This window comes from Mitsuaria sp. RG, from assembly GCF_028369275.1.
Classification (GTDB): Bacteria; Pseudomonadota; Gammaproteobacteria; order Pseudomonadales; family Pseudomonadaceae; genus Aquipseudomonas; species Aquipseudomonas peradeniyensis.
The window spans coordinates 1-17,844 of sequence record NZ_JAQMYQ010000016.1 but is presented as its reverse complement, the minus strand read 5'-3'; the positions used below and the strand labels follow the sequence as shown (position 1 = coordinate 17,844).

Here is a 17,844-nt window from a genome sequence, read left to right as displayed (position 1 = left end):
CTGCCGCAACACAAGTTGTATACAATTACAAAATCGATGAGGCACAAACCATGAGCAAAATGAGAGCAATCGATGCAGCCGTTCTGGTCATGCGCCGTGAAGGTGTAGATACCGCGTTCGGCATTCCGGGGGCTGCCATCAACCCGCTGTATTCGGCCCTGAAGAAAGTCGGTGGCATCGATCACGTCCTCGCTCGCCACGTCGAAGGTGCCTCGCACATGGCCGAGGGCTACACCCGCGCCAACCCGGGCAACATCGGTGTATGCATCGGCACCTCCGGCCCTGCCGGCACCGACATGGTCACCGGCCTGTACAGCGCCTCGGCCGACTCCATCCCGATCCTCTGCATCACCGGCCAAGCCCCGCGCGCGCGCCTGCACAAGGAAGACTTCCAGGCCGTCGACATCACCAGTATCGTCAAGCCGGTGACCAAGTGGGCGACCACCGTCCTGGAGCCGGGCCAGGTGCCCTACGCCTTCCAGAAGGCCTTCTACGAAATGCGTACCGGCCGCCCAGGCCCGGTGCTGATCGACCTGCCGTTCGACGTGCAGATGGCCGAGATCGAGTTCGACATCGACGCCTACGAGCCACTGGCGATCAACAAGCCAGCCGCCACCCGCGTCCAGGCCGAGAAAGCCCTCGCCCTGCTCAATGACGCCGAGCGCCCGCTGCTAGTAGCCGGCGGTGGCATCATCAACGCCGACGCCAGCGACAAACTGGTCGAGTTCGCCGAACTGACCGGCGTGCCGGTAGTGCCAACCCTGATGGGCTGGGGCACCATTCCGGACGATCACGAATTGATGGTCGGCATGGTCGGCCTGCAGACCTCGCACCGCTACGGCAACGCGACCATGCTCAAGTCCGACCTGGTGTTCGGTATCGGCAACCGCTGGGCCAACCGCCACACCGGCTCCGTCGACGTCTACACCGAAGGCCGCAAGTTCGTGCACGTGGACATCGAGCCAACCCAGATCGGCCGCGTGTTCACCCCTGACCTGGGTATCGTTTCCGATGCCGGCAAGGCGCTGGATGTGTTCCTGGAAGTGGCCCGCGAGTGGAAAGCCGCCGGCAAACTCAAGTGCCGCAAAGCCTGGCTGGAAGACTGCCAGCAGCGCAAGGCCACCCTGCAGCGCAAGACCCACTTCGACAATGTGCCGGTCAAGCCGCAGCGCGTGTACGAAGAGATGAACCAGGTATTCGGCAAGGACACCTGCTACGTCAGCACCATTGGTCTTTCGCAGATCGCCGGCGCACAGTTCCTGCACGTGTACAAGCCACGCCACTGGATCAACTGCGGCCAGGCCGGCCCGCTGGGCTGGACCATCCCTGCCGCCCTCGGCGTGGTCAAGGCCGACCCGAAGCGCAAGGTCGTCGCGCTGTCCGGTGACTACGACTTCCAGTTCATGATCGAAGAGCTGGCGGTAGGCGCGCAGTTCAACCTGCCGTACGTCCACGTGCTGGTGAACAACGCCTACCTCGGCCTGATCCGCCAGGCCCAGCGTGGCTTCGACATGGATTACTGTGTACAACTGGCCTTCGAGAACATCAATTCCACCGACGCCGCCACCTATGGTGTCGATCACGTCGCCGTGGTCGAAGGCCTGGGCTGCAAGGCCCTGCGCGTGTTCGAACCGGCCGACATCGCCCCTGCCCTGCTCAAGGCGCAGAAGATGGCCGAAGAGTTCCGCGTGCCGGTGGTGGTCGAAGTGATTCTCGAGCGCGTGACCAACATTTCCATGGGCACCGAGATCAACGCGGTCAACGAATTCGAAGACCTCGCCCTGGTCGGCAACGACGCGCCAACCGCCATCTCGCTGCTGGACTGATCGCCTGACGCCCCCGCGCATTGCGCGGGGGTCTTCAACGCAAGGAGACGACTTATGCCTCGCTTCGCCGCCAACCTGTCCATGCTGTTCACCGAACAGGACTTCCTGGCCCGCTTCAAGGCCGCCGCCGACGCTGGTTTCAGCGGCGTCGAATACCTCTTCCCGTACGATTTCAGCGCCGCCGAGATCAAGCAGCAGCTTGACGCCCACGGCCTGACCCAGGTGCTGTTCAACCTTCCTGCGGGCGATTGGTCGAAAGGTGAGCGCGGCATCACCTGCCACCCCGACCGCGTCGAAGAATTCCGCGCTGGCGTCGACAAGGCCATCGAGTACGCCAAGGTGCTGGGCAACACCCAGGTCAATGCCTTGGCCGGCATTCGCCCCGAAGGCCTGGACTGCGCCACCGTGCGCAAAACCTTCGTCGACAACCTGCGCTACGCCGCCGACAAGCTCAAGGGCGCCGGGATCCGCCTGGTCATGGAAATGATCAACACCCGCGATATCCCGGGCTTCTACCTGAACACCACGAAGCAGGCCCTGGAAATCCAGGCCGAGGTGGGCAGCGACAACCTGTTCCTGCAGTACGACATCTATCACATGCAGATCATGGAAGGTGACCTGGCCCGCACCCTGGAAACCAACCTGAAGCTGATCAACCACGTGCAGCTGGCCGACAACCCGGGCCGCCACGAGCCGGGCACCGGCGAGATCAACTACCGCTTCCTGTTCGAGCACCTGGACCGCATCGGCTACCAGGGCTGGGTGGGCGCGGAGTACAAGCCCAAGACCACCACCGAGGCGGGCCTGGGCTGGCTCAAGACCCACAACGCAATTTGAGACACACGCCGGCCCCTTGTAGGAGCGGCCTTGTGCCGCGAAAGGGCTGCGCAGCAGCCCCGGCAATCTACCGGCATGATTGAGATCGTGGGGCCGCTACGCACCCCTTTCGCGGCACAAGACCGCTCCTACAGGGGCCTGGTCGCCTGTTCATACAAATACAAAGAGGCAGAACTCTCATGGCTAAAATCGGTTTCCTCGGCACCGGCATCATGGGCAAGCCCATGGCCCAGAACCTGCAAAAGGCAGGTCACAGCATCTTCGTTTCCACCCACCACGACGCAGCACCGGCCGACCTGATCGCCGCCGGCGCCGTGGCCCTGGCCAACCCGAAGGAAGTGGCCCAGGAAGCCGAGTTCATCATCGTCATGGTCCCGGACACCCCGCAGGTCGAAAGCGTCCTGTTCGGTGAGAACGGCGTCGCCGAAGGCGTCGGCCCGAACAAGGTGGTGATCGACATGAGCTCGATCTCCCCCACCGCCACCAAGGCCTTCGCCGAGAAGATCAAGGCCACTGGCGCCGCCTACCTGGACGCCCCAGTGTCCGGCGGCGAAGTCGGCGCCAAGGCCGCGACCCTGAGCATCATGGTCGGCGGCTGCCCGAAAGCATTCGAGCGCGCCCTGCCGCTGTTCGAAGCCATGGGCAAGAACATCACCCGCGTCGGCGGCAACGGCGACGGCCAGACCGCCAAGGTGGCCAACCAGATCATCGTCGCCCTGAACATCCAGGCCGTTGGCGAAGCGCTGCTGTTCGCCGCCAAGAACGGCGCCGACCCGGCCAAGGTGCGTGAAGCGCTGATGGGCGGCTTCGCCTCGTCGAAGATCCTTGAAGTACACGCCGAGCGCATGATCAAGGGCACCTTCGATCCGGGCTTCCGCATCAACCTGCACCAGAAGGACCTGAACCTGGCCCTGCAAGGCGCCAAGGAGCTGGGCATCAACCTGCCCAACACCTCCAACGCCCAGCAAGTGTTCAGCACCTGCGTGGCGCTGGGCGGCGGCAACTGGGACCACTCGGCGCTGATCAAGGGCCTGGAGCACATGGCCAACTTCTCGATCCGCGACGACAAGTAAGCCTGTACCGGCCTCTTCGCGGGGCAAGCCCGCTCCTACAGAAATGCGTGGTCCGTGTAGGAGCGGGCTTGCCCCGCGAAGAAGCCAACACCGATGAACCTGCAACCCCAGGCCCATCAGGTGAAACCGAGCAACACCCGCCCCTGGTTCGGCCTGCACGGAGGCAGTTCCAGGGGCGTTTTCGATTTTGCAGAACAACAAGAATCTGGGAGCCTGCCATGTCGGTCGATCCACAAAAACTCCTGCGCGAACTGTTCGACACAGCCATCGCCGCCGCCCACCCCCGCCAGGTCCTCGAACCCCACCTGCCCGCCGACCGCAGCGGCCGGGTCATCGTCATCGGCGCCGGCAAGGCCGCCGCGGCCATGGCCGAAGTGGTCGAGAAAAGCTGGCACGGCGAAGTCTCCGGCCTGGTGGTCACCCGCTATGGCCATGGCGCCAGCTGCCAGAAAATCGAGGTGGTCGAAGCCGCCCACCCGGTCCCCGATGCCGCCGGCCTGGCCGTGGCCAAGCGGGTGCTCGACCTGGTCAGCAACCTGAGCGAAGACGACCGCGTCATCTTCCTGCTCTCCGGCGGTGGCTCGGCCCTGCTGGCCCTGCCCGCCGAAGGCCTGACCCTGGCCGACAAGCAGCAGATCAACAAGGCCCTGCTGAAATCCGGCGCCACCATCGGCGAGATGAACTGCGTGCGCAAGCACCTCTCGGCGATCAAGGGCGGCCGCCTGGCCAAGGCCTGCTGGCCGGCCACCGTCTACACCTACGCGATTTCCGATGTGCCCGGCGACCTCGCCACGGTCATCGCCTCCGGCCCCACCGTGGCCGATCCGAGCACCTCGGCCGACGCCCTGGCGATCATCAAGCGCTACAACATCGACGCGCCCAAGGCCGTCATCGACTGGCTCAACAACCCGGCCTCCGAGACCGTCAAGGCCGATGACCCGGCCCTGGCCCGCAGCCACTTCCAGCTGATCGCCAGGCCCCAGCAGTCGCTGGAGGCCGCCGCGGTGAAAGCCCGCCAGGCCGGATTCAGCCCGTTGATCCTCGGCGACCTGGAGGGCGAGTCGCGCGAAGTGGCCAAGGTGCATGCCGGCATCGCCCGGCAGATCGTCCTGCACGGCCAACCGCTCAAGGCACCCTGCGTGATCCTCTCCGGTGGCGAGACCACCGTCACCGTGCGCGGCAACGGCCGTGGCGGGCGCAACGCCGAGTTCCTGCTCAGCCTCACCGAAAGCCTCAAGGGCCTGCCCGGCGTGTATGCCCTGGCCGGCGACACCGACGGCATCGATGGCTCGGAGGACAACGCCGGCGCCTTCATGACCCCGGACAGCTTCGCTCGCGCCGAGGCCCTGGGCCTGTCGGCCAGCGATGAGCTGGACAACAACAACGGCTATGGCTACTTCGCCGCCCTCGACGCGCTGATCGTCACCGAGCCGACCCGCACCAATGTCAACGACTTCCGTGCCATCCTGATCCTCGAGACTCCGCAATCATGACGCCTGATAAAAAAGTCAAAATCCTCGCCACCCTCGGGCCTGCGATCAAAGGCATCGATGACATCCGCCAGCTGGTCGAGGCCGGGGTGAACATCTTCCGCCTCAACTTCAGCCACGGCGAACACGCCGACCACGCCCTGCGCTACCAGTGGATCCGCGAAGTCGAGCAGCAGCTCAACTATCCGCTGGGCATCCTCATGGACCTGCAGGGGCCAAAGCTGCGCGTCGGCCGTTTCGCCGACGGCAAGGTCCAGCTGCAACGCGGCCAGGCCCTGCGCCTGGACCTGGACAAGACCCCGGGCGACAGCCGCCGGGTCAACCTGCCGCACCCGGAAATCATCGCCGCGCTGGAGCCGGGCATGGACCTGCTGCTGGACGACGGCAAGCTGCGCCTGCGCGTCACCGCCAAGCACGGCGACGCCATCGACACCGAAGTGCTGGCCGGTGGCGAGTTGTCCGACCGCAAGGGCGTCAACGTGCCCCAGGCGGTGCTTGACCTCTCCCCGCTGACCGAGAAGGACCGCCGCGACCTGGCCTTCGGCCTGGAGCTTGGCGTGGACTGGGTGGCGCTGTCGTTCGTCCAGCGCCCCGAAGACATCGTCGAGGCGCGCCAGCTGATCGGTGACCGCGCCTACCTGATGGCCAAGATCGAGAAGCCCTCGGCGGTCGAGCAGTTGCAGGCCATCGCCGAGCTGTCCGACGCGATCATGGTCGCCCGTGGCGACCTGGGCGTGGAAGTGCCGGCCGAGAGCGTGCCGCAGATCCAGAAAGGCATCATCGGCACCTGCCGCCAGCTGGGCAAGCCAGTGGTGGTGGCAACCCAGATGCTCGAATCGATGCGCTTCTCCCCGGCCCCGACCCGCGCCGAAGTCACCGACGTGGCCAACGCCGTGGCCGAAGGCGCGGATGCTGTGATGCTGTCGGCCGAGACCGCCTCGGGCGACTACCCGCTGGAAGCGGTGCAGATGATGAGCAAGATCATCCGCCAGGTGGAAAACGGCCCGGACTACCAGGCCCAGCTCGACGTCGGCCGGCCCAAGGCCGAAGCCACGGTGTCCGATGCCATCAGCTGCGCGATCCGTCGTATCAGCGGCATCCTGCCGGTGGCGGTGCTGGTCAACTACAGCGAGTCGGGGGCCTCGACCCTGCGCGCCGCCCGCGAGCGGCCACGGGCACCGATCCTCAACCTGACGCCGAACCTCAACACCGCACGCCGCCTGAGCGTGGCCTGGGGCGTGCATTCGGTGGTCAACGACCGCCTGCGCCAGGTCGACGAGGTGGTCTCCACGGCGCTGGAAATCGCCCAGGCGCAAGGCATGGCCAGCCGTGGCGACACGCTGCTGATCACCGCCGGTGTGCCTTTCGGCAAGCCGGGTTCGACTAACACCTTGCGGATCGAGACCTTGGTTTGAGATCGCCTGGGGCGCCCTGCGCCCCTTTCGCGGCACAAGGCCGCTCCTACAGGAGACCGCAATCCCTTGTAGGAGCGGCCTTGTGCCGCGAAAGGAGGGCAAAGCCCTCCCGATGCACCGAACCCGCGGAAAACCGAGGCCCAAAGAGGCCCACCGCTCCCCCACCCACCTTACCGACTGCCCATGTACACCAAGAATTTCGTCAACCCGTGCCCCGACTGGGCCACGGCCTTGCTCAACGGCTTCAGCCAGGTGCTGCTGCTGCGCAATCCCCTGTGCGGCCTGTGTTGCCTGCTGGCCATCCTGCTGACCGCGCCGGACCTGGTCGGCGGCGCCCTGCTCGGCGCCCTGGCCGGCCTGCTCACCGCCCAGCGCCGCGGCTACGACCGCGCCGATCGCCAGGCCGGGCTGTACTGCTACAACGGCGTGCTGATCGGCATCCTGATCAGCGCCGTGCTGCCTTGGTCGGCGATCCTACCGCCACTGATCATTGCCGCCGGCGGCCTGTCGAGCATGCTCACCCACCAGTGGCGCAAGCGTGGCGGCAAGCTGCTGGTCGCCTATACCGCGCCCTTCGTGCTGCTGGGTTGGGCCACCCTGCTGCTGGCCGAGCCCTCGATCAGCAGCTTTGTCGAGGCAGACCCTGTATATGCCCTGCTGCGCGGCGTGGGGCAGATCTTCCTGCTCGACAAGCCCATGGCCGGCCTGCTGATCGTCATCGGCATGTACTTCGCCAACCCCTATGCCGCCACCTGGGCGCTGATCGGCTCGGCCATCGGTGGCGGTGTCGCGCTGCTGGCGGGCGAGGCACAAGGGGCCTGGCTGGGGCTGTACGGTTTCAATGCGGCACTGGCCGCGCTGGCCTTCAGCCGCCAGGGTGAGAAGCCTTGGGTGACCTTGCTCGCCATCGCCTGCGCCCTGGTGCTGCAACCTCTGTTCAACCTGCTGCCGATCGCCGGGCTGACCGCGCCGTTCGTCACCGCCTGCTGGCTGATGCACCTGGGCAACCACCTGGCCCAGGTCAACCAGCGCCGTAACGCGCCTCGCTTGCACAGCTGAAACACAGCCCCTAGGCTCTGCCCATTCGCACAATGGAACGCGCCCATGGACAACCCTTCGAGCCTGCGCGAGCGGCTCTACGTCATCGTCTTCCAGACCGACACGGTCGCTGGAAGACGCTTCGACAAGATCCTCCTGCTGATCATCCTCGCCAGCCTGGTCACGGTGATCCTCGACAGCATCGACGATGTTCACCAGAACTACGCCGGGCTGCTGGCCGGTATCGAGTGGGGCTTCACGGCGATCTTCCTCGCCGAATACATCACCCGCCTGTACTGCTCGCCCAAGCCGCTGCGCTATGCCTTCAGCTTCTACGGGCTGGTCGACCTGCTGGCGATCGTGCCCGGGATCATCGCCCTGTACTACAGCGACGCCCAGTACCTGCTGATGATCCGGGTGATCCGCATGCTGCGGATCTTCCGCGTGCTCAAGCTCAGCCCCTACCTGAAGCAGGCCCACTACCTGCTGGCGGCGCTGCAGGGCAGCAAGCAGAAGATCATCGTGTTCCTGGTCAGCGTGTCGACCCTGGTCACGGTGTTCGGCACATTGATGTACGTGATCGAAGGGCCGGAGCACGGCTTCACCAGCATTCCCAAGGGCATCTACTGGGCCATCGTCACCCTGACCACGGTAGGCTTCGGCGATATCGTGCCGAAGACGCCGCTGGGGCAGGTGCTGTCGTCGCTGGTGATGATCACCGGTTACTCGATCATTGCCGTGCCCACCGGCATCTTCACCGCCGAATTGGCCAATGCCCTGCGCGGCGAGCAGTTGCAGCATGACTGCCCGACCTGCGCCAAGCATCACCACGAGCATGGCGCGGCGTTCTGTTCGCGGTGTGGCAATGCGTTGTTTCCCAAGCAGTGAGGCTGACTGTGCTGGCCCTTTCGCGGGTAATCCCGCTCCCACAGGGATTTCGCAGTGTTCAAGGGCTGCTGAGTACCTGTGGGAGCGGGTTTACCCGCGAAGAGGCCGGCACTGACAACGACATAACCAAAGACCGTTTTGTTCTTTAACCCACGCAAAGCCACCCGCTATAGTCGCTGGCAAATCGCCAACCCTTTGAACCAGAACAAGGAATGCCCCAGTGAAAAAACTCTTCAGCGCCTCGCTGCTCGCCGCGGGCCTGGCCCTGGGCAACCTCGCCCAGGCCGCCCCGACCCTGCTCAACGTCTCCTACGACGTGATGCGCGACTTCTACAAGGACTACAACCCGGCGTTCCAGAAGCACTGGGAGGCCGAGCACAAGGAGAAGGTCAATGTGCAGATGTCCTTCGGCGGCTCGAGCAAGCAGGCGCGCGCGGTGATCGATGGCCTGCCGGCCGACGTGATCACCATGAACATGGCCACCGACATCAACGCCCTGGCCGACAACGGCAAGCTGGTGCCGGACAACTGGGTGAGCCGCCTGCCGAACAACAGCGCGCCGTTCACCTCGGCCACCGTGTTCATCGTGCGCAAGGGCAACCCCAAGGCGCTGAAGGACTGGCCGGACCTGCTCAAGGATGGCGTGCAGGTGATCGTGCCCAACCCCAAGACCTCGGGTAACGGCCGCTACACCTATCTCTCGGCCTGGGGCTACGTGCTCAAGCAGGGCGGTGATGAAACCAAGGCCCGCGACTTCGTCGGCAAGCTGTTCAAGCAGGCGCCGGTGCTGGACACCGGGGGCCGCGCCGCCACCACCACCTTCATGACCAACCAGATCGGCGATGTGCTGGTGACCTTCGAGAACGAGGCCGAGATGATCGCCCGCGAGTTCGGTCGCGACCAGTTCGAGGTGATCTACCCGAGCGTGTCGGCCGAGGCCGAGCCGCCGGTGAGCGTGGTGGACAAGGTGGTGGCCAAGAAAGGCACCCAGGCCGTGGCCGAGGAATACCTGAAGTACCTGTGGTCGCCAGAGGCTCAGGAGATCGCCGCGAACAACTACCTGCGCCCGCGTGACGCCACCGTACTGGCCAAGTACACCGACCGCTTCCCGAAAGTCGACTTCCTGTCGGTGGAGAAGACCTTCGGCGACTGGCGCACCGTGCAGAAGACCCACTTCAATGATGGTGGCGTGTTCGACCAGATCTATACCAACAAGTAACCAACGCCCCCTGTAGGAGCGGGCTTGTCCCGCGATGGCGTCAGCCCAAGCAATGATGTTGCCTGGTCTGACGCCATCGCGGGACAAGCCCGCTCCTACAGGAGTCCTGCCTCAGGCCTGCTGGCAGAACACCAGGGCTTTGAGGCCACCCTCCGGATCCGCATCCGGAAACTCCGGCGGATTCTCCAGCCGCTCGACGAACGCCAGCCCCGGCGCCTGCTCGGCCATCCCCTCGATGAGAAACTGCGGTCCGATCCCCGGGTCGTTGACGCAGGCCAGCACCGTGCCGCCTTCAGTCAACAACTCCGGCAAACGCCGAAGGATCTTGGCGTAGTCCTGAGTCAGCACGAAGCTGCCACGCTGGAAGGTCGGCGGGTCGATGATGATCAGGTCGTACGGCCCGTACTTGCGCACCTTGCCCCACGACTTGAACAGCTCATGCCCCAGGTACGCGACGCGCGAAGCGTCATGGCCGTTGAGCCGGTGGTTATCGCGGCCCCGGGACAGCGCCGACTTGGCCATGTCCAGGTTGACCACCTGCTCGGCGCCGCCGGCGATCGCCGCCACCGAAAAACCGCAGGTGTAGGCGAACAGGTTGAGCACGCGCTTGCCGGCCGCCTGCTCGCGCACCCAGCGTCGGCCATAGCGCATGTCGAGAAACAGGCCGTTGTTCTGGCGCACGCCCAGGTCGAGCAGGTACTTCAGGCCATCCTCGACCACCTCGCGCTGCTGGCACGGCGCGCCCCACAACCACTGGCCGGGGCTGTCCGGCAGGTAGCGGTGCTGCAGCAGGATGGCCTGGCCGGTCCACTGCGGGCGTTCGGCCAGCGCCATCAGCATGGCTTCAAGCTCTGCCAGCTGGCCCTCGGGCGGCTCGCGGAACAGCGCCACCAGCAGCACGCCATCGAGCCAGTCGACGGTGATCTGCTCGAGCCCCGGCCAGCAGCGGCCACGACCATGGAACAGGCGGCGGGTCTCCTGGGGGGCGGGATCGAGGGCGGCGAGCAGGTGCTGCTCAAGGGTGGCGATGGCTGGGCTCATGTCGGCTACGGTCAGGCAAAAGCGCCATTCTACCTGCTCGCGGCCGGGCCGGGCGGCCATCGATGAAGGGGATGAGAGGGTTTGCGGCACTTTTGTCGCTTTTTTCTTGCCGGGGCGCTGTGGATAGTGCGGCCATCCCTCCCTGAAACCGGATCACTGCCATGTCACCCCTGAAAGTCGAATTCTTCCACGATGTCGTCTGCGGCTGGTGCTTCGTCCTCGCCCCGCGCCTCAAGCAGCTGCAGGACGAACTCAACCTGGACATCCAGCACCGCAGCTTCATCCTGCAGACCAGCCGCGAGGCGATGGTCGAGCGCTTCGGCTCGATGCCCAAGGCCAAGGAAACCATCCTCAGCCACTGGCTGTCGTGCTCGCGCGCCGAGGACGTCAAGCGCATCAACATCGAAGCCATGCGCCAGCAGGACTTCGAATACCCCACCGGCCTGCTCGCCGGCCTCGCCTGCCAGACCGCCAAGGCGCTGGGCGGCAACGAAGGCCACGAGCGTATGTTCGACCGCCTGCAGGAAGCCCACCTGGTGCAGGCCCGCAACATTGGCGACCGCGCCACCGTGCTGGCGGTCGCCACCGAGGCCGGCTTCGACCCGCAGGCCTTCGCCACGGCATTCGACCAACAGGCCCCGCAAATGCTCGACGAAGAGCTGGCCCTGGGCCGCCGCCTGGGCATCAGCTCGGTACCCAGCCTGGTGATCGATGGCCGCTACCTGGTCCCCGGCGCCCTGAGCCTCGAGCAACTGCGCCAGACCTTCATCCAGGTCCGTGCCAACCAGAACCAGGCACAAGGAGCCGCACAATGAACAATCGCTACTGGATCGCCGCCGGCACCTCGCTGTCGCTACTGGCCATGGCCCTGCTGCCCGCCCCGGCGGTGATGGCCAACGACGCCCCCGCCGCCCAGGCCAACGCCACCCCGGTGGCGGTCGCCCGGGTGCAGTCCGGCCCCATGCCGCAGGTGCTCAGCGCCGTCGGCACCCTGGAGGCGGTGCACCAGGTCAATGTCTCGCCGGAAGTCGGCGGGCGCATCACCGCGCTGGAGTTCACCGCCGGCAAGGCCGTGGCCGCCGGCCAAGTGCTGGTCAAGCTCAACGACGCGCCCGAGCGCGGCGAGCTGGCCAAGCTGCAGGCCCAGGCCAAGAACGCCAAGCTGGCCCTGGAGCGCACGCGCAAGGTGCTGCCGCTGGCCTCCACCCAGGCCCAGCTCGACCAGGCCCAGGCCAACTACGACCAGTTGCTTGGCGAGATCGCCCAGGTCCAGGCGCAGATCGCGCAGAAGACCATCCGCGCCCCGTTCGCCGGCGTGCTGGGCATTCGCAAGGTCAACCTCGGCCAGTACGTCAGCCCCGGCGACAGCCTGGTGACCCTCACCGAGCTGTCGCGCCTGCATGTCAACTTCCCGCTGCCCGAGCAGTCCGCCGCCGCCCTGCAAGCGGGCCAGGCCATCACCCTCAAGGTCGACGCCTGGCCGCAGCAGCGCTTTGTCGCCGCGGTCACCACCCTGGAGCCGCAGATCGATCCGGGTGCCCGCTCCATGCAGGTGCAAGCGACCCTCGACAACCCCGGCCAGCAACTCAAGCCGGGCATGTTCGCCAACGTCAGCATCGAGCTGCCGAGCCACGCCGACGTGCTCAGCGTGCCGGAAACGGCGATCAGCTACAGCGCCTACGGCAACTCGCTGTACGTGCTGCGCGAGAAGGACGGCGCGCTGCGCGTGGAGCAGGTGTTCGTCAAGCTCGGCGCCCGCCGCGACGACCGTGTAGTGGTGCTCGACGCGCTGACACCGGGCGACCGCGTGGTGGTGTCCGGGCAGATCCGCCTGAGCAATGGCATGCCGGTGCGGGTCACCGACGACACCCTGGCCGCCAGCACCACGCGCAAGCCGGACCTGGCCCAGCAGTAATGGGTTTGCGTGCCACTGAAAAGGACCTGTAGCACCATGAAATTCACCGACCTGTTCATCCGCCGCCCGGTACTGACCCTGGTGGTCTGCGCGATGATCGTCATGCTTGGCCTGCTGGCGCTGCTGAACCTGCCGATCCGCCAGTACCCGCAGCTGGAAAGCGCGACCATCACCATCACCACCGAATACCCCGGCGCCCGCTCGCAGCTGATGCAGGGCTTCGTCACCCAACCCATCTCGCAAGCCGTGGCCTCGGTCGACGGCGTCGACTACCTGAGCTCGACCTCGACCCAGGGCAAGAGCGTCATCAGCGTGCGCCTGAAGCTCAACGCCGACTCCAACAAGGCCCTCACCGAGATCATGGCCGCCGTCAACCAGGTCAAGTACCGCCTGCCCGAAGGCGCCTACGACTCGGTGGTGGCCAAGTCCTCCGGTGAAGGCACGGCGGTGATCTACATCGGCTTCTCGAGCAAGGACATCGGCCTGCCGGCGATCACCGACTACATCTCGCGGGTGGTGCAGCCACGCGTGGCGGCCATCGACGGCGTCGCCGAGGCGCAGATCCTCGGCGGCCAGAAACTGGCCATGCGCCTGTGGCTGGACCCGGCGCGCATGGCCGCGCGCAACCTGTCGGCCAGCGACGTGGCCGAGGCCATACGCCAGAACAACTTCCAGGCCGCCCCCGGGCAGACCAAGGGCCAGTACGTCTCGGCCAACATCAACATCAACACCGACCTGACCAGCGTCGACCAGTTCCGCCAGATGGTGGTGCGCCGCGACGGCGACACGCTGATCCGCCTGAGCGACATCGGCACCGCCGAGCTCGGCGCCACCTCCTACGACACCAGCGGCATCATGGACGGCGAGCCGGCGGTGTTCATCGGCCTGCACGCCACCCCCGCCGGCAATCCGCTGACCATCGTCGGCGCGGTGCAGGAGATGATGCCGCAGATCCGCGAGACCATGCCGCCGGGCATGACCGCCAACATCGTGTTCGAAGTGGCGCGCTTCATCCAGGCGTCCATCGACGAGGTGGTCAAGACCCTGGTCGAGGCCGTGGTGATCGTCGCCGTGGTGATCTTCCTGTTCCTCGGCTCGCTGCGCAGCGTGCTGATCCCGCTGGTGACCATCCCGCTGTCGCTGATCGGCGCGGCGGCGATCATGAGTCTGTTCGGTTTCAGTATCAACCTGCTGACCTTGCTGTCGATGGTCCTGGCCATCGGCCTGGTGGTGGACGACGCCATCGTCGTGGTGGAGAACGTCCACCGCCATATCGAGGAAGGCAAGTCGCCCTTGCAGGCGGCGCTGGTCGGCGCCCGCGAGATCGCCGGCCCGGTGATCGCCATGACCCTGACCCTGGCCGCGGTGTACGCACCCATCGGCCTGATGGGCGGGCTCACCGGCGCGCTGTTCAAGGAGTTCGCCTTCACCCTCGCCGGCGCCGTGGTGGTGTCCGGCGTGGTGGCGCTGACCCTGTCGCCGGTGATGAGCGCCTTCCTGCTCAACCGCCAGGCCAGCGAAGGGCCGATGGCCCGTGGCGCCGAGCGCTTCTTCCAGTGGCTGGGCAAGGGTTACGGGCGTGTGCTGGACGTGTCCCTGCACCACCGCTGGCTGACCCTGGCGATTGCCGCGGCGGTGTTCGTCAGCCTGCCGATCCTCTACCTCGGCGCCCAGCGCGAACTGGCGCCGGTCGAGGACCAGGCCCAGGTGCTGGCAGTGGCCAAGGCGCCGCAGTACGCCAACATCGACTACACCGAGATGTACGCGCACCGCATGGACCGCCTGTTCGCCACCTTCCCGGAAACCGACATCACCTGGGTGGTCAACGGCAACGACGGCCCGCGCACCGCGTTCGGCGGCGCCAACCTGAGCACCTGGGAAAAGCGCCAGCGCAGCGCCGACCAACTGCAGGCCGAGATCCAGAAAGCCGTCGGCGAGATCGAGGGCGTGGCCATCTTCGCCTTCCAGCTGCCGCCGCTGCCCGGCTCCACCGGCGGCCTGCCGGTGCAGATGGTGATCCAGAGCTCCCAGGACCACCGCGTGGTGTTCGATTCCATGGACAAGATCAAGCAAGCGGCCATGGCCAGCGGCCTGTTCGCCGTGGTCGACTCCGACCTGGACTTCAACAGCCCGCTGGTCAACATCAACATCGACCGCAGCAAGGCCAACGACCTGGGCATCAGCATGCAGGCCATCGGCGACGCCCTGGCGGTGCTGGTAGGCGAGAACTACGTCAACCGCTTCGCCCTCGACGGCCGTTCCTACGATGTGATCCCGCAGGTGGCACGGGCCCAGCGCCTGTCGGCGGAAATGTTGGTCGGCCAGTACGTCAAGGCCGCCAACGGCGCCCAGGTGCCGCTGTCGACCCTGGTCAGCTTCGACATGTCGATCGAGCCCAACAAGCTGACCCAGTTCAACCAGCTCAACTCCGCCACCCTGCAGGCGGTGCCGGCACCGGGCGTGAGCATCGGCGACGCGGTGCAGTTCCTCGCCGCCCAGGCCAATGCCCTGCCCACCGGCTTCAGCCATGACTGGCTGTCCGATGCGCGCCAGTTCGTCCAGGAAGGCAGCGCCCTGGTGGTGACGTTCATCTTCGCCATCCTGGTCATCTACCTGGTGCTGGCGGCGCAGTTCGAAAGCCTGCGCGACCCGCTGGTGATCCTGGTCAGCGTGCCGATGTCGGTGTGCGGCGCGCTGATCCCGCTGTACCTGGGCTACGCCACGGTGAACATCTACACGCAGATCGGCCTGGTGACCCTGGTCGGCCTGATCAGCAAGCACGGCATCCTCATGGTCGAGTTCGCCAACGAACTGCAGCAGGCCGACCAGCTCGACCGCCGCACGGCCATCGAACGCGCCGCGCAGATTCGCCTGCGGCCGATCCTGATGACCACCGCGGCCATGGTGGTGGGCCTGGTCCCGCTGCTGCTGGCCAGCGGCGCCGGTGCCCACAGCCGCTTCAGCCTGGGCCTGGTGATCGTCATCGGCATGCTGGTCGGCACGCTGTTCACCCTGTTCATCCTGCCCACCGTGTACTCGCTGCTGGCCAAGGACCACCGCGCCAGCGAAGACCCACGCCTGCAGGAACTGGCCGCCTACACCCAGCCGGCCTGACCCCTTCGCCCGCCCTCCCCTGTGGCAGCCGTGATCGGCTGCCCCTGGGAGCGGCCGGCCCGAATTAAGAGAAACGACATGCTACGTAAGACCCTTCTGCCCCTGCTGCTCCTGGCGCCCCTGGCCCAGGCCGTTGCCGCCGAGCGTGCGACGCTGATGTCGGTGTACGCCCAGGTGGTCGAGCACAACAGCGACATGGCCGCCGCCCGCGAGAACTACCTGGCCCGCCGCGAGGCCGTGCCCCTGGCCCGCGCCCGCCTGCTGCCGCAGGTGGCCCTGGATGCCGAGGCCGGCGACGTGCGCAGCGACCGCCGCCAGGTCGAGCAGCGCAGCGGCAGCCTGTACCGCCTGAGCCTCGACCAGCCGTTGTTCGACCTCAGCCGCTGGTTCGACTTCAAGGCCGCGCAGTCCGAGAACGAACAGGCCGAACTGGACTTCTCGGCGTTCCAGCAACAGCTGATCCTCGACACCGCCAGCAGCTACTTCGACACCCTGCTGGCCGAGGACAACCTGGCCACCGCCAAGGCCGAGCTGCGCGCCTTCGACCGCCAGTTGCAGCAGACCCGGCTGAGCTATGACGCCGGCCTGTCCGACCAGAACGACATGCTCTCGGCCCAGGCCAGCTTCGACCGCGCCAGCGCCAACCTGATCGACAGCCAGCGCCGCAGCGAAGACGCCTACCAGGCGCTGATGCGCCTGACCGGCCAGGCGCAACCGGCATTGGCCGGGATCCGCCACAGCCTGCCGGTGCAGGCGCCGGTGCCCGAGCGCGCCGACGCCTGGGTCGAGCAGGCCATGGCGCAGAACCTGCGCCTGCGCGCCAGCCAGGCCGCCGTCAGCCAGGCCGGCCAGACCCTGCGCAGCAGCAAGGCCGATCACCTGCCGACCTTCAACCTGGCCATGGGCTACGCCGAGGGCGACAGCGACCTGATGGACTCCAGCGCGCACTTCGGCCAGCGCCCCGGCAACCAGCGCGACAGCTCGGTGATGGTGCAGATGAAGCTGCCGCTGTTCAGCGGCGGTGGCACCAGCGCGCGGGTGCGCCAGGCCACCCATGAGCTGGCGCGCACCGAGTACGGCCGCACCAGCCTCGAGCGCGAGGTGCTGGAAGGTTCGCGCAACGCCTTCCGCGCGGTGGTCAGCGATGTCGAGCAGGTGCGGGCGCGACGCCAGAGCATTGTCTCCAGCCAGGGCTCGTTGCGGGCCACCGAGGCGGGGTATGAGGTGGGCAGCCGCAACATCGTCGATATCCTCGATGCGCAGCGCGACCTGTACAACGCGGTGCGCGACTACAACGTCTCGCGCTATGCGTACATCGTCGACAGCCTGCGGCTCAAGCAGCAGGCCGGCAGCCTGAGCCCGGATGACCTGCGCGAGCTGGCGGGGTATCTGAAGCTGGATTACGAGCCGGAGCGGGACTTCCTGCCGAGTGATCTGCGGGGTTGACTGGGAGCACTGCCCAGTTCGATCTTTCACACGAAGTAGGTGGCCGCCGTACGCGGGGTGAGAAACCGACGCACTGAAGCCGGCCAGACCAAAGTCTGCCCGCGTACGGCAACCATGAAACATTGACCTGGCAGCGCCCGAATCGCGGGGCAAGCCCGCTCCCACGACAGCACTTTGGAGCGAGAAACAAATGGTGGCAGCCGTGCACGGGGTGAGAAACCGAGGCGCAAGAAAAACTCGGCCAGACCGAAGTCTGCCCGGGCACGGCTGCCATAACTGGATTGCCGATACTTTACGCCTCGGGTTCTCACGCCCGGTCACCTGGTGTGGCGACCCAGTGAAGTTATCCGTGGGGTATTTCCCCGACAACGCGGCGGCTTCCGGCAAGCGCGTAGGGTAGATCCCAAGCTTTGCTGGCTGAAGCATTTGGTTTCAGGTTCGGAAAGATCTGACAGTCTTCGAGATGGCTGGGGGGCTGCCGCTTAGGGCGCAAAGTACCAGCGTGGGGGGGGGGGGGGGGGGGGGGGGGGGGGGGGGGGGGG

Annotated in this window: 13 protein-coding genes; 12 read left to right on the top strand and 1 reads right to left on the bottom strand. The window is 66.3% G+C overall.

The annotated features are described in order from the left end of the window. The first annotated feature begins 50 nt into the window (after positions 1-50). The 8 genes from gcl to POF53_RS11270 all read left to right on the top strand — a co-directional run bounded on the left by gcl (position 51) and on the right by POF53_RS11270 (position 9,786). Entirely contained in the window at positions 51-1,826 is a 1,776-nt protein-coding gene (gene gcl, locus POF53_RS11305; RefSeq protein WP_254463807.1) for a glyoxylate carboligase, read from the top strand. 54 nt (positions 1,827-1,880) lie between these two features. Then, the gene (gene hyi, locus POF53_RS11300; protein WP_186715579.1) at positions 1,881-2,663 is read left to right on the top strand and encodes a hydroxypyruvate isomerase; all 783 of its coding nucleotides are present in this window, start codon (positions 1,881-1,883) and stop codon (positions 2,661-2,663) included. A gap of 179 nt (positions 2,664-2,842) precedes the next feature. Then, positions 2,843-3,736 carry a 2-hydroxy-3-oxopropionate reductase gene (locus tag POF53_RS11295; protein ID WP_232856780.1) on the top strand — a complete coding sequence of 298 codons (894 nt, stop codon included), beginning with the start codon at positions 2,843-2,845 and terminating at the stop codon, positions 3,734-3,736. A gap of 218 nt (positions 3,737-3,954) precedes the next feature. Then, positions 3,955-5,229 (top strand): glycerate kinase type-2 family protein, encoded by a 1,275-nt coding sequence (locus tag POF53_RS11290; RefSeq protein ID WP_234560297.1) that lies wholly within the window; start codon positions 3,955-3,957, stop codon positions 5,227-5,229. Further along, the gene (gene pyk / locus POF53_RS11285) at positions 5,226-6,641 is read left to right on the top strand and encodes a pyruvate kinase (RefSeq protein ID WP_232856782.1); all 1,416 of its coding nucleotides are present in this window, start codon (positions 5,226-5,228) and stop codon (positions 6,639-6,641) included. Before POF53_RS11290 ends, pyk begins: the two co-directional genes overlap by 4 nt. Positions 6,642-6,824: 183 nt before the next feature. Then, positions 6,825-7,700, top strand: a complete 876-nt coding sequence (locus POF53_RS11280) for an urea transporter (RefSeq protein WP_203651731.1) — start codon at positions 6,825-6,827, stop codon at positions 7,698-7,700. Between the two features lie 45 nt (positions 7,701-7,745). Further along, positions 7,746-8,567 (top strand): ion transporter, encoded by an 822-nt coding sequence (locus POF53_RS11275; RefSeq protein WP_203651729.1) that lies wholly within the window; start codon positions 7,746-7,748, stop codon positions 8,565-8,567. Between the two features lie 220 nt (positions 8,568-8,787). Beyond that, positions 8,788-9,786 (top strand): sulfate ABC transporter substrate-binding protein, encoded by a 999-nt coding sequence (locus POF53_RS11270; protein WP_028692830.1) that lies wholly within the window; start codon positions 8,788-8,790, stop codon positions 9,784-9,786. 111 nt (positions 9,787-9,897) lie between these two features. Here POF53_RS11270 and POF53_RS11265 read toward each other — a convergent pair whose 3' ends face one another. Beyond that, positions 9,898-10,827 carry a class I SAM-dependent methyltransferase gene (locus POF53_RS11265; protein ID WP_254463810.1) on the bottom strand — a complete coding sequence of 310 codons (930 nt, stop codon included), beginning with the start codon at positions 10,825-10,827 and terminating at the stop codon, positions 9,898-9,900. A 161-nt stretch (positions 10,828-10,988) separates the two neighbouring features. Here POF53_RS11265 and POF53_RS11260 point away from each other — a divergent pair, with 161 nt between their 5' ends. The 4 genes from POF53_RS11260 to POF53_RS11245 all read left to right on the top strand — a co-directional run bounded on the left by POF53_RS11260 (position 10,989) and on the right by POF53_RS11245 (position 17,302). After that, positions 10,989-11,642, top strand: a complete 654-nt coding sequence (locus tag POF53_RS11260) for a DsbA family oxidoreductase (RefSeq protein ID WP_203651723.1) — start codon at positions 10,989-10,991, stop codon at positions 11,640-11,642. Further along, the gene (locus tag POF53_RS11255) at positions 11,639-12,742 is read left to right on the top strand and encodes an efflux RND transporter periplasmic adaptor subunit (protein ID WP_232856566.1); all 1,104 of its coding nucleotides are present in this window, start codon (positions 11,639-11,641) and stop codon (positions 12,740-12,742) included. The genes POF53_RS11260 and POF53_RS11255 overlap by 4 nt, the downstream gene beginning before the upstream one ends. 36 nt (positions 12,743-12,778) lie before the next feature. Next, the gene (locus POF53_RS11250) at positions 12,779-15,856 is read left to right on the top strand and encodes a MexW/MexI family multidrug efflux RND transporter permease subunit (RefSeq protein ID WP_498967730.1); all 3,078 of its coding nucleotides are present in this window, start codon (positions 12,779-12,781) and stop codon (positions 15,854-15,856) included. Between the two features lie 78 nt (positions 15,857-15,934). Beyond that, positions 15,935-17,302: a TolC family outer membrane protein gene (locus POF53_RS11245; protein WP_254463811.1), complete on the top strand. Its 1,368-nt coding sequence runs from the start codon at positions 15,935-15,937 to the stop codon at positions 17,300-17,302. The last annotated feature ends 542 nt before the right edge of the window (positions 17,303-17,844 follow it).

What these genes read in the sequence shown, in the direction of transcription:
- gcl (WP_254463807.1), top strand. Translation starts at nt 51, where the DNA reads ATGAGCAAAATGAGAGCAATCGATGCAGCCGTTCTGGTCATGCGCCGT.
- hyi (WP_186715579.1), top strand. Translation starts at nt 1,881, where the DNA reads ATGCCTCGCTTCGCCGCCAACCTGTCCATGCTGTTCACCGAACAGGAC.
- POF53_RS11295 (WP_232856780.1), top strand. Translation starts at nt 2,843, where the DNA reads ATGGCTAAAATCGGTTTCCTCGGCACCGGCATCATGGGCAAGCCCATG.
- POF53_RS11290 (WP_234560297.1), top strand. Translation starts at nt 3,955, where the DNA reads ATGTCGGTCGATCCACAAAAACTCCTGCGCGAACTGTTCGACACAGCC.
- pyk (WP_232856782.1), top strand. Translation starts at nt 5,226, where the DNA reads ATGACGCCTGATAAAAAAGTCAAAATCCTCGCCACCCTCGGGCCTGCG.
- POF53_RS11280 (WP_203651731.1), top strand. Translation starts at nt 6,825, where the DNA reads ATGTACACCAAGAATTTCGTCAACCCGTGCCCCGACTGGGCCACGGCC.
- POF53_RS11275 (WP_203651729.1), top strand. Translation starts at nt 7,746, where the DNA reads ATGGACAACCCTTCGAGCCTGCGCGAGCGGCTCTACGTCATCGTCTTC.
- POF53_RS11265 (WP_254463810.1), bottom strand. Translation starts at nt 10,827, where the DNA reads ATGAGCCCAGCCATCGCCACCCTTGAGCAGCACCTGCTCGCCGCCCTC.
- POF53_RS11260 (WP_203651723.1), top strand. Translation starts at nt 10,989, where the DNA reads ATGTCACCCCTGAAAGTCGAATTCTTCCACGATGTCGTCTGCGGCTGG.
- POF53_RS11255 (WP_232856566.1), top strand. Translation starts at nt 11,639, where the DNA reads ATGAACAATCGCTACTGGATCGCCGCCGGCACCTCGCTGTCGCTACTG.
- POF53_RS11250 (WP_498967730.1), top strand. Translation starts at nt 12,779, where the DNA reads ATGAAATTCACCGACCTGTTCATCCGCCGCCCGGTACTGACCCTGGTG.
- POF53_RS11245 (WP_254463811.1), top strand. Translation starts at nt 15,935, where the DNA reads ATGCTACGTAAGACCCTTCTGCCCCTGCTGCTCCTGGCGCCCCTGGCC.